We start from the raw sequence: 12,814 nt of genomic DNA, 5'->3' as shown, positions 1-12,814 counted from the left end.
CCAGTGGTTTGGTTATGCTGCCGGCAGCAGGTTGGTCTCGGTCAACCTGCAGGTCCGGCAGCTTTTTTATTCTGAGGCAGTCAGAAAGGTTTTGAATGCATTGAAATCTGCCGGCATGGCGAATGCTTTGCCTTCACGCCCGGCCAGCGAGTTGAGCTGCTCCGGCGTACTGATCCGCGCTGCCAGCTCTGCCGAGAACACTTCGGGGAATTTGCAGGGGTGCGCGGTCGAAAGAAACACGCAGTGGTAATCTCCCGGCTGTTCCTTGCGAAACTGCTCTGCACCAAGCCAGGCTATCGCGGTATGGGGGCAGGCAATATAATCATAACGGTCAGCCAGTTCGGCCATAGCCCTTACTGTCTCTGCATCTGAGAAACGGGCGGGGTGCACAACCCGCCGTACAGCCTCCAGGTCGCCGCCGAACAGATCCATGATGCGTACCCAATTGCTTGGCGCTCCTACATCCATGGCATTCGCATAGGTCTGCACCGAAGGTCTCGCCTCATACACCCCACTTTCCAGGAAACGCGGAACCGTATCATTTAAATTTGTTGCGGCAACAAAACCTTTTACAGGCAAGCCCATTTTCATGGCGAGCAGGCCCGCTCCTATGTTTCCAAAATTTCCGCTCGGCACAGAAAAAACGATCTCAGTGCCGCCTGCCCGCCGTACTTGTGCATAAGCATGGAAATAATAAAAAGTTTGCGGGATCAGCCTGGCAATGTTGATGGAATTGGCTGAGGTAAGCCTGAGTTGCGCGTTCAGTTCAGGGTCTGCGAAGGCCTGTTTAACCAGGGCCTGGCAGTCATCAAATGTGCCCTCCACCTCGATGGCCCTGATGTTTTGCCCATTGGTAACAAGTTGAAGTTCCTGGATCGGACTGACCTTGCCCCTGGGGAAAAGAATGGTGACCCGCGTTCCGGGAACACCAAGAAAACCCAGGGCAACGGCGCCGCCGGTATCGCCTGAAGTAGCCACCAGCACATCGAGCTGTTTCTGTCCTTCGCGCAGGTAATGGCCCATTACACGGCTCATGAACCTGGCACCGAAATCTTTAAAAGCAAGAGAGGGTCCATGAAAAAGTTCCAGGACAGCAGTGTGCTGGTCAAGCGGCACCAGCGGCGCATCAAAATTGATGGCGTCGGTAACCAGTTCACGAAGGGCTTCTGGCGCAATATCATCGCCAAGCAGGGCCGATGCGACGCGGAAAGCAATATCAGGCAGGGAATGCTGATCAATTTTGCTTATAAACTGTGCATCAAGCCGGGGTATGTGCTCGGGCATATAGAGACCCTTATCGGCCGGCATGCTGTTAAAGACGGCTTCCTCGAATCCGACACGCAGGTCTTTGTTATTTGTACTGTAAAATTTCATGGTTCGTTTGTCTGGTGATTAATTAATCAAGCACTTTTGGCCCTTCAGCATTCACCTGAGACACAAAACTCTTGCTGTTGATATTGATGCGGTGCAGGTGGTTCTGCAGCTCGAACGTGATCTTACGTGCCGTTTCCCGGCTCCCTGCCAATGCAAAAACAGACGGGCCTGAGCCTGAAATTCCGAAGCCGGCGGCCCCCGCATCCGTGGCAAGTGTACGCATCTTTTCAAAATCGGGTATAAGAATGGAGCGCACGGGCTCGACAAGCACATCCTGCATGCTGCGCCCGATCAGGTCAAGATCTTTCATAAAGAGTCCGCTGACCAGTCCGGCAACATTGCCCCATTGTGTTACGGCGTCTTTCAGAAAAACTTTGTTCCTGATCATTTGCCGGGCATCTTTTGTGGGAACATCAACTTCCGGATATACGATTGCAGCGTAGAGCTCGTCGGGGAAAGGAAGGGCAACCAGGTCGAGCGGCTGGTAACTTCTGATCAGTACGAAACCGCCCATGAGTGCAGGCGCTACGTTATCTGCGTGCCCGTAGCCGCAGGCAAGTTCCTCGCCCTTCATGGCAAACGGGACCAGTTCACGGGTACTGAGCGGCCTGCCCAGCAATTCGTTAACGGCAAACAGTCCGGCTACGGTGCTGGCAGAGCTCGAACCGAGGCCGCTCCCAATGGGCATTTTTTTATGCAGGGCAATGTCCAGGCCGACCTCGGTGCGGCCCAGGTGCTGCAGGTAGTGCTGAACACTGGCACTTACCGTGTTTTTCGACGCCTCGCGTGGCAGCCGGCCTTCATCGCCGGTAATCTGACTGATGGTGATGCCGGGCTTGTTGGTCAGGCGCATCACCACCTCATCGCCGGGTTCGTTCACGGCAAAACCAAGTACGTCAAATCCACAGACCACATTTGCAACCGTGGCGGGTGCGAAAACTTTGATGGTATCTTTCATTTTTCTTTAAGAGTTTGGGTTGGCGGCTGCTGGTGATCAGCCGTCAGAGCAATGCGCTATAAACTATGGCCTACGTTAATGATGTCAGCAAAAACGCCTGCGGCCGTAACTTCGGCACCTGCACCTGGGCCTTTTACCACCAGCGGGCGATCCTTGTAGCGCTCTGTCGTGAACGAGATGATGTTGTCGCTGCCGGAGAGCATGTAAAACGGGTGGCTTTCGTTGACCATCTCCAGGGCAATCCGCACAACACCGTTCTCCAGTTTGCCAATGTAACGCAACACCCTGCCCGAACCCTCAGCTTCAGCTTTGAGGCGCTCAAAATACCCGCGGTTTTTGACCAGTTCTTCGTAAAACTCAGCTACTGTATCGGCATGCAGGCAGGAGTCTGGCAGAATATTTTCGATCTGTACATCTGCAGCTTCCATCGGGTAACCCGCATCGCGCGCCAGGATCAGCATTTTGCGCATAAAATCCTTTCCGTTCAGGTCATCCCGCGGGTCAGGTTCCGTGTATCCCTTTTCCTGCGCCTCACGAACAATTGCAGCAAAATCATGCTCGCCCTTGAAATTATTGAAGATAAAGGAGATCGTACCCGAAAGGATCGCCTCGATCCTGGACAGCTTGTCGCCACTCAGCATCAGGTCTTTCAGGGTTTTGATAATTGGCAGCCCTGCACCCACGTTGGTTTCGTAAAAAAAGTCGACACCGAAACGACGGGCTGTATCTTTGAAACTGCTGTATTGCTCCAATGTACCTGAATTACCGATCTTATTGCAGGTTACAACAGATATGCTGCTGGCCAATACACCCTGGTAGTAGGCAATCGGCGCCTCACTGGCGGTATTGTCAACGAAAACACAATTTGGTAAGTTAAAGGCTTTCATCCTTTTAACAAATTGTTCCAGGTTAGCCGGCTCTCCGTGGCCGGTCAGTACTTCTTCCCATTTGTTGAGTGCAATGCCCTGTTCATCGAAATGCATAAGCCGGGAGTTGGCCATTCCAATCACCTTTACCTGCAGGTCATTATTTTTATCCAGGAAGGGTGACTGTTCACGCAACTGCCTGAAAAGGGTCTTGCCGATGTTACCTGTTCCCAGGCAAAAAACATTCAGCGTACGTTTCAGATCTGAAAAAAATGCTTCGTGGACTGCGTTCACCGCTTTCGACAGATCACCCCTGGTCAGAATAACCGAAATGTTGTACTCGGAGGATCCCTGGGCAATGGCCCTTACATTTACGCCGTTACGGCCCAGCGCGTGGAACAGTTTACCGGACATGCCCGGCGTATGCCGCATATTCTCGCCGACTATAGCCAGAACAGACAGATCGTTCTCCACTTCAGGCAGGTCGAGTTTCCGGGCTTCAAGTTCGAGTTCGAACTCTTTGCTGATCAGCCCCACAGCCCGAACGGCGTCTTCAGGTTTTACGGCAAAGGTGATGCTGTGTTCAGAAGAGGACTGTGTAATCAGCACAATGTTGATCTGTTCTCGCGATAGCAATGAAAACAGCCGGCCGCTAAACCCGGTCTTGCCAACCATGCCGCTGCCCGAGAGGTTAATGATGCTGATTTGATCTATTGAGGAGATGCCTTTGATCTGAAGGGAAGAGGGACGAACATCATTTTTGATAAAAGTTCCTGCAAACCCGGGGTCGAAGGTGTTTTTGATAACGATCGGAATTTTTTTCAAAAACGCAGGGATCATGGTGGGTGGATAGATTACTTTGGCGCCAAAGTACGAGAGCTCCATCGCTTCGGTATAACTGAGTTCGGCCAACGGAAATGCTTTACTCACCATACGCGGATCGGCAGTCATCATGCCGTTCACATCGGTCCAGATCTGAATCTCTGATGCATGGAGCGCAGCGGCCCAGACCGCAGCAGTGTAATCACTGCCCCCGCGACCCAGGGTGGTTACGCGGTTTTGTGCGTTACTCGCAATAAAGCCGGTTACAAACAGGACCCGGTCCTGGTGTTCGCGGTAAAATGCAGTGATGAGGCGTTCAGTCAGTTCCGTATCGACCCGGGCAGAGCCGAAATCACTGTTTGTTTTGATCAGTTCAGAGCCATCTACAAAGAGACTTCCTTCAAAGTGTTTGTTGGCAATATGGCTCACCATGGCTGTGCTGCAGCGCTCGCCATAACTCAGGATCAGGTCCCGGGTCTGCAAACTGAGCTCTTTCAGGTTGAAGACTGCCTGCAGCAGGTCTTCCAGTTCGTTGAAATAAATTTTAAGCCTGGTCAGCACGGGGTTTTGAGCCGAGGCTGGCAGGAGCGCTTTGATCACATCAAAGTGACGCTTTTCAATGTGTTTCAAATCGTCGCTGTAATCTTCGCCCTGCTCGGCTTTGGCTGCCATAGCTGTAAGGAGGTTGGTTACACCGCTCATGGCAGAAAGTACAACGACCGGGTTGCCGCCCGTTTTTTCCTGTTTGACGATCTCGATCAGGGTGCTGATGCTCTGTACTGATCCGACTGATGTGCCTCCGAATTTTAATACTTTCATGTTGGTTTGGTCATAAAAAAAGCGCCTTCCGTTGGAGGAAGGCGCTTTTTGTGTTTTATCTTTTTTCTCGATTTTTACAGCATTAGCTTTCCTTCCTCCGGTTATCCCCGATGGTAATAATAATGCTTGTAATAATCGATTGCTGGTTATACATGGTTGCTTAGTGTATCTTCTACACCGGCAAAGAAGGAGATTATTTTTTAAAGATGCAAACGATCTTCAAAATATTTTTAAAATACTTCAACTAAAACGCTTTTGCATTGTCAAATTCTTAGCCTGAAAGAGACCAAAAATTTTCGTCCCGGGCCCATGTAACGTTGTGGCGAACGGGTTTGTGTTCTTTTCAACTGTAGCATTGACACTCATTCTGGCAATCTGGCTTCGCAGCGTGCGTTTGTTTTTTATACCTTTACCAGAGCTTATGCAGGGATTAGTAATCAAATCGACGGGAAGCTGGTACCACGTACTCGCAGACAATGGCAAGACTTACGATTGCCGCATTCTCGGCAAGTTTCGCATAAAAGGAATCAAAACAACCAATCCTGTTGCCGTTGGCGACAGGGTCAGGCTGCAGTTTGAGCCAGGGGGCGAAACGGCTATCATTACCGAGCTGCTTCCCCGTCGCAATTACATTATTCGCAAATCGATCAACCTGTCACGGCAGGCGCAGATCCTGGCGGCTAACCTCGACCTGGCGCTGCTGGTCGTTACACTGGCATCACCCCGCACATCACTTGGTTTCATTGACCGCTTCCTGGTTACTGCCGAGGCCTATGACATTCCCGCCATCCTGGTGTTTAACAAACTGGATCTGTTCAGCGATGAGGGCTTAGAAATTCTCCAGGATTTCAAAGCCATCTATGAAGATATCGGTTATTCCTGCTACGAGGTTTCTGCCTTGCAGGGAACCAATATTACCGGACTCCAGGAAGTCATAGCCGGCAAAACAACGCTTATTTCCGGTCATTCGGGCGTAGGAAAATCCAGCCTGATCAATGCCCTGCTGCCAGACCGGCAAATCCGTACCGGGGCGGTTTCTGACTGGAGCGACAAAGGACAACACACCACGACTTTTGCCGAAATGTATGCCTTGCCCCAGGGCGGGCATATTGTTGATACGCCCGGCATTCGCGAATTGGGCATCATCGATATCGAGCCGCAGGAACTTGGCCACTTTTTCCCTGAGATCTTCAAGACCTCTGACAATTGCCGGTTCAACAACTGCAGGCACATCAATGAGCCTGGCTGCGCGGTGATGGCGGCCGTTCAGGAAGGAGGCATAGCGCCTTCCCGCTATGAAAGTTACCTCAGCATTTACCATGGCAACGACACGAGAAACTAAATTTCCCTAAGCCTTTACAGACCGATCAGTTATGCGAGCCATTATTCAACGTGTTACAGAAGCTTCCTGCACCGTCGACAACCGGGTTACAGGAAAGATCGCAGCCGGCCTTCTGGTGCTGCTCGGCATTGAAGATGCCGACAACGATACAGAACTTGAATGGCTGGCACAAAAAATTGTGAACATGCGCATTTTCAACGATGAAGCGGGCCTGATGAACCGGTCGGTAACTGAAACAGGCGGCAGCATTCTGCTGGTCAGCCAGTTTACACTCTTTGCAGCCACGAAAAAGGGAAACCGGCCCGGTTTTACCCGTGCAGCCAAACCACCCATCGCGATTCCCTTGTATGAAAAAATGGCCGGCCGCCTGACCGAGCTGACCGGCAGGAAAACCGAAACAGGTGAGTTCGGGGCCGATATGAAAATCAGGCTCTTAAACGACGGGCCGGTTACCATCTTTATCGATTCGCTGAACAGGGAATAATTAGTCGGGCAGCAGACCGTATTTTTTTGTATTTTCAATAAATCACTGCAGCATTTTGAAAGCACGTGCCCGTAACGGACAGGAAACGCCCCTGCTTATTTTTTTCCTGGTCCTCAAAATTTCCTTGTCTTACCTGCTTGTTAACCGGGTGTATGAACTGCACCGCGATGAATACCTGCATCTTGACCTGGGCAACCACCTTGCAGCCGGATACACATCGGTACCACCGCTTACCGGGATCGTTTCAGCATTAATTAAACTTGCAGGAGGCGGTTTTTTCTGGGTAAGACTTTGGCCGGCATTATTTGGTGCAGCAACCATTTTCTTTTGCTGGAAAACGGTCAGGCTGTTGGGGGGGAACCTCCTTGCCTGCTGCTTTGCAGCGCTGGCCTGCCTGTGTTCGGCCTTGCTCCGGATCAACACCTTATACCAACCCAACTCCTTCGATATCCTGGCCTGGACGGCTGTTTTTTATTATCTACTGAAGTACTTCAAAGACGATCAGCCGCTCAGGCTGTACCAGGTTGCCGTATGTGCAGCGCTTGGTTTTCTGAATAAATACAATATCGTTTTTCTGGGCATGGGTCTCGTTCCCGCATTGATGCTCAGCCCACAGCGGCGCATCTTTGGCACAAAACATTTTTACCTGGCTTGGCTGCTTGCATTGCTGCTCGTTCTCCCGAATCTTATCTGGCAATTTGAACAGGGTTTTCCGGTGTTGAAACACATGCGCGAACTGGCCAGCAAGCAGCTGGTTCACATAAACAGGGCAGATTTTCTTATCAACCAGCTGCTGTATTTTCTTAACAGTATCGTTTTTTTAGTCTGCGGATTGCTTGCCCTTCTTTTCTACAGGGATTTCCGCAGCCATCGCTGGGTGATTCTTGTTTATGTTTTTACCATGGCGATCTTTGTATGGTTCCGGGCAAAAGATTATTATGCTCTTGGCCTGTACCCGGTTCTGCTTAGCTTCGGCGCGGCATTCCTGGGCCGCAAACTGCAGGGCAGGCCCCTGGTTACGGCCCTTCTTGTTACAGTAACAGCGGGTTCCTTGCTGCTGATACTGCCTTATTTGATGCCGCTTTGGTCCCCTGACCAGATTATGCGGAACAGACAGCGGTTTGAAGACATGGGGCTGCTGCGCTGGGAAGATGGGAAAAACCACCACCTGCCGCAGGATTTTGCAGATATGCAGGGCTGGCGGGAGCTTGCCGCTCTGGCAGACCGCGCATTCGAAGCCGTACCCGATCGCAAAGCGGTTTTGGTCCGGTCTGATAACTACGGACAAGCAGGCGCAATCAACTATTATTCAACGCATAAAGACATCAATTGCCTTTCTTATAACGCCGACTACCTATATTGGTTTGACCTCAGCAAACCCATCAGGCACCTGATCCTGATTCGCGGGGCCGACGATTCCGACCCGAACCTGACAGCCGAACGGCTCTTGTTTAAACGTGTTCGAAAACTCGGCAGCGTGCGCAACAGGCATGCCCGGGAATACGGCACAAGTGTATATTTGCTTGAATTTGCACAGGAGCCGATCAACAACAGGCTCCGGCAGGAAATCAAAGAAGAACAACATGACCATTAAAGAAGCACAGACGCTGGTAGATGAATGGATCGGCACAACCGGAGTCAGGTATTTCAGCGAACTGACCAATACGGCTCTTCTCATGGAAGAGGTGGGGGAAGTTGCCCGCATCATGGCCCGGACATATGGCGACCAGTCTTTCAAAAAAAGTGATGAAGATGTGAACCTAGCAGATGAAATGGCAGACGTACTCTTCGTATTGATTTGCCTGGCCAACCAGACAGGAACCGACCTGACGGCAGCCCTCGAGGCGAACCTGCAAAAAAAGCGTATCCGCGATAAGGACCGGCACATTAACAACCCGAAGCTGCGGCGTTAATTGCACACCTTATTCCAGGTTAAGCACACGCCTGGCCAATTCGATGGCGGCCGGGCTGCCCATATATTTATGGCTTTCGTCGGATAATTTAACCACTTCTGTCCACTGGTCTCCATAAGTTTGAACGTGGGTCATCTTAATGACGATATTCATTGGATGAAGGCCCACATCGTTTGTGAAATTGGTCCCGATTCCGAATGAAACACCGATTTTTCCGCTGCAATAGGCTGCGATCCCGGCCACTTTTTCTGCGTTCAGCACGTTAGAAAAGATGATCATTTTTGAGACGGGATCAATATGGTGGCGATGGTAGTGTGCAATGGTACGGTCGGTAAAAGCGAGCGGATCCCCGCTGTCATGGCGAACACCATCGAACAGCTTGGCAAACATTTTATCAAACTGTCTGAAAAAATTTTCACTCGTAAATGTATCCGACAGGGCGATGCCAAGATCCCCGCGGTAAACGCTTACCCAGTTCTGCAGGCCGAGAAGGTTTGCCCTCGTATAGCCATACTTTCCCGCATGGAACATAAACCAATCATGAGCATGGGTGCCTATTGGCCGGGTAGCATATTTCATAGCAAGGTGTACGTTGCTTGTCCCGATAAAGGCACCATTCCCCTTTTGCCTGAGCGCGCTGACCACCAGGTCGTGAACGCGGTAAGAATGACGGCGACGGGTGCCAAACTCGGCGATTTTCAGACCAAGTTCCTTATATCGCACAATTTTACGCGTGCCAGTATCAAAAACCTGCTCAGCAGATGGCCTGGAATGTCCTGTAAGCTGATAAAAAAAGTTCTGAGATCAGCGCCAGGAGTCGCACTTCCCAAAGAATGGTCCGGTACCAAAACCCTTCAACGACTACTTGCAGCTCACCTCCATCTTGCGCAATCCTCACTTCTGACGGATCAAACCGGTATCCCTGCAGAAAGTCCAGGTAAGTTCGATCAAGGTACGGACAGGTTTCGGCCAGGTAATGTTTTTCGCCGGCAGACAAGGCAAGTCTTGCCAACTGGCCGGTTGCTTCATGCAACGCCCGGTCAAAGCCAGCAGGGAACACATGCCCGCCACGGTTTATAAATTCATACCGTACACAGGCAGTTGGAAATAACCTGATCACCGCATGCTGCATGGTAAATTTATAGAAATCGTTACCAGCAGAGCGGCGATTGGCATAAGCAGCAGGTTAAGGCGCTGTGATCTCGCGCAGGGCTTCGACAATTTTGGCCGCGGCCTCTTTCAGTTCGCCCTGGCTGAGCTGCAGCTTGGGTTTGCTGAAATTAAGGTCATCGACATTGTTCATCGGGATCAGGTGTATATGGGTATGAGGAACCTCCAGGCCAATAACTGCTACGCCCACTTTGCGACAGGGGAAGGCTTTTTTCACCCCGTTTGCCACAACCTTGGCGAAGATGAACAGCCCGCCGTAGGTATCATCGTCCAGGTCGAATATATAATCGACCGGCTTTTTGGGAATTACCAGCACATGCCCGGGAGCAAGCGGCTGGATATCCAGAAATGCCAGGTAATCGGCGGTTTCAGCAACGACATGGGCCGGTATTTCGCCAGCTATGATCTTTGAAAATATTGTAGACATTGGGGGAGGTTTTATACCTGCGGCCACCGGTTCTTATGGTTGCCACAGGTTGTTGAGTTACCTGGAGATTTCCAGGATTTCGAATTCCATTGTTCCGGCAGGCACCTGAATCTCGGCCTTTTCGCCGACAGATTTGCCCAACAGGCCTTGTGCTATAGGCGACTTTACGGAGATTTTTCCGGTTTTCAGGTCTGCCTCAGATTCAGCCACCAACTGGTAAGTCATGGTCGCACCATTCTTCACATTTTTGATCTTCACGATCGAAAGCGCCAGCACCTTTGACAGGTCGAGTTTCGACTCATCGATCAGGCGTGCAGAAGCAAGTGTTCCTTCAAGTTTGGCGATCTTTGCCTCGTGCAGACCCTGCGCTTCCTTTGCCGCATCGTACTCGGCGTTCTCCGAGAGATCACCCTTATCCCGGGCTTCGGCAATGGCTTTTGCAATTGCTGCCCTACCCTCCGTTTTCAAGTGTTGAAGTTCTTCTTTCAGCTTATCTAACCCTTCCTGGGTATAATAGGTTACTTCTGACATAGCTCGTATTCTTTTTCTTAAGTCCTATAAAAAACAAACAAGACTATATCGGCTTTCGCCTACATAGTCTTGCTATCATTAAAAACGAAGATAAAATTAGGAAATTACATTTCCAAATAATTTGTTTCTGACAACCGGGAAAGCCACGCAGGTACTATGAAAAGACTTTCAATTTTAAAAACATAAAAATCTGAATCTGCGTACCTTTGCGGCAGAATTTTAACCAATGAAAAAATTTTTAACTACAGCACTCGCCTGTTTTGTTTTCGCCACGGGCCTGCCGGCGCAGCAGCTCTACATGCCGAGAAACGTCAAAGCCGCTTTTGAGAAAGGTACCCGGTCAATGGATGGAAAACCAGGCCGGAAATACTGGCAGAACAATGCCCAGTACGACATGAAAATAACTGTCGATCCGAAAACGCGGCTGGTAAGCGGTACGGAAACAATCCGGTACAACAACAACAGTCCCGACACACTTAAGACATTGGTGATGCGTTTTGTAAACAACCTGCACAAGCCTGAAGCCCCGCGGGCCGGGCAGGTAAGCACAGATTTCCTGGCCCCGGGACTGGTTATTTCGTCTTTTATTATCGATGGAGAACGTTACGGAGTCACCGCAGCGGACTGGGGCACGACTGGCGACGTCAAGCTTAAAAAACCGCTTCATCCGCGCAGTACAGCCACGCTCGAGATCAGCTGGCAATATCCGCTGTCTAAGGAAAGCGGCCGCGAAGGCCAGATTGACGAACGCACCTTTTTTGTAGCCTACGCCTATCCGCGTGTATCAGTTTACGACGATTACAATGGCTGGGATCGCGTACCGCATACCGATCGCGCAGAATTTTACAATGATTTTAACGATTATAGCTTCTCTGTCACCGTTCCCAAAAACTATGTCGTCTGGGCCACCGGCGATCTGCTCAACCCCGAAGAAGTGCTGCAGCCGGAAATTGCCGCGCGGCTAAAGCGTTCTTATACCAGCGATGCAGTGATCCACGTGGCTACGGCCGAAGACATGGAACAAGAGCGGGTAACCCAGCAGAAAAAGAACACCTGGAAGTTTGCTGCCAAAAATATTTGCGATATCACCTTTGGCTTAAGCGATCATTATGTCTGGGACGCCGGCAGCACGGTTGTAGACAAAAAAAACAACCGCAGGGCGAGCACACAGGCTGCATACAATAAAACGGCGAAAGATTTTACCAATTCGGTAGCCTGGAACAATTATGCGCTAACCTGGTTTTCCGAGAACTGGCCGGGAATCGCCTATCCGTTCACAAAAATGACTGCCTTTCAGGGTTTCGCCGATATGGAATACCCGATGATGGTGAATGATGCCTCAGTAAATGACCTCAATTTTGCGCGGCTGCTGCAGGATCATGAGGTGGCCCACACGTATTTTCCCTTTTTCATGGGCACCAATGAAACCCGTTACGCCTTTATGGATGAAGGCTGGGCCACCACCTTTGAGTACCTGATCGGCATGAGCCACCATGATAAGGCCTATGCAGACGAAGCCTATAAAAACTTCCGGGTAAAACGGTATATCTTCGATTCCTCTGCAGAGCAGGACCAGCCCATTATTTCCATGTCAACACAGGTCAGCGGCGCAGGATATGGAAACAATGCCTACGTAAAAGCTTCGCTGGCCTACCTGGCACTGAAAGACCTGCTGGGCGATGCAACGTTTAAAAAAGCCCTCCACACGTACATGAACAATTGGAACGGGAAACACCCCATGCCCTGGGATTTCTTTAATTCGATGAATGCTGGCTCAGGTCAGAACCTCAACTGGTTTTTCAACAACTGGTTTTTCAGCAACAACTACATCGATCTCGCGGTTACTTCACTCAGAAAACCTAAGTCGGGAATTTCCGAGCTAACCATCGAAAACAGAGGCGGCTTTGCGATTCCTTTCGATGTCGAAATGACGTTCGCCGATGGCAGCAAAAAGAAAATCCATCAGACACCCGCCGTCTGGAAAGCGGGCAGCAAACGAATCAACATTGCTCTGCCTGCTTCCCGGAAGATCCGTTCGGTGCGTGTTGACGGAGGGCTGTACATGGATCCGACGCCAGCGAACAACCTGTTGAACGCAAACAATTAAC

The 12,814-nt window shown here is 50.6% G+C and carries 12 protein-coding genes; 5 read left to right on the top strand and 7 right to left on the bottom strand.

Annotated features, from left to right (window positions below):
• Positions 1-66: 66 nt before the first annotated feature.
• From thrC to thrA, 3 genes are read right to left on the bottom strand one after another with little or no spacing between them, the layout of a single operon-like run.
• Positions 67-1,374 (bottom strand): threonine synthase, encoded by a 1,308-nt coding sequence (gene thrC, locus C7T94_RS05825; protein WP_107214337.1) that lies wholly within the window; start codon positions 1,372-1,374, stop codon positions 67-69.
• Between the two features lie 22 nt (positions 1,375-1,396).
• Positions 1,397-2,332, bottom strand: a complete 936-nt coding sequence (locus C7T94_RS05820; protein ID WP_107214336.1) for a homoserine kinase — start codon at positions 2,330-2,332, stop codon at positions 1,397-1,399.
• Positions 2,333-2,388: 56 nt separating this feature from the next.
• The gene (thrA, locus tag C7T94_RS05815) at positions 2,389-4,839 is read right to left on the bottom strand and encodes a bifunctional aspartate kinase/homoserine dehydrogenase I (protein WP_107214335.1); all 2,451 of its coding nucleotides are present in this window, start codon (positions 4,837-4,839) and stop codon (positions 2,389-2,391) included.
• 421 nt (positions 4,840-5,260) lie between these two features.
• On the opposite strand from thrA, the gene rsgA reads away from it, so the two are divergent.
• The 4 genes from rsgA to C7T94_RS05795 are packed head-to-tail and all read left to right on the top strand — an operon-like array spanning position 5,261 to position 8,578.
• Complete coding sequence (rsgA, locus tag C7T94_RS05810) at positions 5,261-6,181, top strand: ribosome small subunit-dependent GTPase A (protein WP_107214334.1); 921 nt, start codon at positions 5,261-5,263, stop codon at positions 6,179-6,181.
• 31 nt (positions 6,182-6,212) lie between these two features.
• A complete protein-coding gene (gene dtd / locus C7T94_RS05805; RefSeq protein WP_107214333.1) occupies positions 6,213-6,665 on the top strand; it encodes a D-aminoacyl-tRNA deacylase in 453 nt (150 codons plus the stop codon).
• Between the two features lie 55 nt (positions 6,666-6,720).
• Positions 6,721-8,259: an ArnT family glycosyltransferase gene (locus tag C7T94_RS05800; protein WP_204353214.1), complete on the top strand. Its 1,539-nt coding sequence runs from the start codon at positions 6,721-6,723 to the stop codon at positions 8,257-8,259.
• On the top strand, positions 8,249-8,578 hold the full coding sequence (locus C7T94_RS05795; protein WP_107214331.1) for a nucleotide pyrophosphohydrolase: 330 nt from the start codon (positions 8,249-8,251) through the stop codon (positions 8,576-8,578). Before C7T94_RS05800 ends, C7T94_RS05795 begins: the two co-directional genes overlap by 11 nt.
• A gap of 9 nt (positions 8,579-8,587) precedes the next feature.
• Here C7T94_RS05795 and C7T94_RS19705 read toward each other — a convergent pair whose 3' ends face one another.
• Genes C7T94_RS19705 through greA form a run of 4 tightly spaced genes read right to left on the bottom strand, consistent with a single transcriptional unit; the run spans position 8,588 to position 10,706 of the window.
• Positions 8,588-9,301 (bottom strand): beta/alpha barrel domain-containing protein, encoded by a 714-nt coding sequence (locus C7T94_RS19705; protein WP_317046909.1) that lies wholly within the window; start codon positions 9,299-9,301, stop codon positions 8,588-8,590.
• Between the two features lie 31 nt (positions 9,302-9,332).
• Positions 9,333-9,710 carry a beta/alpha barrel domain-containing protein gene (locus C7T94_RS19700; RefSeq protein WP_317046908.1) on the bottom strand — a complete coding sequence of 126 codons (378 nt, stop codon included), beginning with the start codon at positions 9,708-9,710 and terminating at the stop codon, positions 9,333-9,335.
• Between the two features lie 54 nt (positions 9,711-9,764).
• Positions 9,765-10,175, bottom strand: coding sequence for an HIT family protein (locus C7T94_RS05785; protein WP_107214330.1), 411 nt, complete (start codon positions 10,173-10,175; stop codon positions 9,765-9,767).
• 57 nt (positions 10,176-10,232) lie between these two features.
• Entirely contained in the window at positions 10,233-10,706 is a 474-nt protein-coding gene (gene greA / locus C7T94_RS05780; RefSeq protein ID WP_107214329.1) for a transcription elongation factor GreA, read from the bottom strand.
• A 226-nt stretch (positions 10,707-10,932) separates the two neighbouring features.
• Between greA and C7T94_RS05775 the strand changes: the two genes are divergently transcribed.
• Positions 10,933-12,813, top strand: coding sequence for a M1 family metallopeptidase (locus C7T94_RS05775; protein ID WP_107214328.1), 1,881 nt, complete (start codon positions 10,933-10,935; stop codon positions 12,811-12,813).
• The last annotated feature ends 1 nt before the right edge of the window (position 12,814 follow it).

Origin of the sequence: Pedobacter yulinensis, assembly GCF_003029735.1 — a bacterium.
Classification (GTDB): Bacteria; Bacteroidota; Bacteroidia; order Sphingobacteriales; family Sphingobacteriaceae; genus Pedobacter; species Pedobacter yulinensis.
The sequence above is the reverse complement of the archived record's forward strand: the minus strand, read 5'-3'. Positions and strand labels throughout refer to the sequence as shown.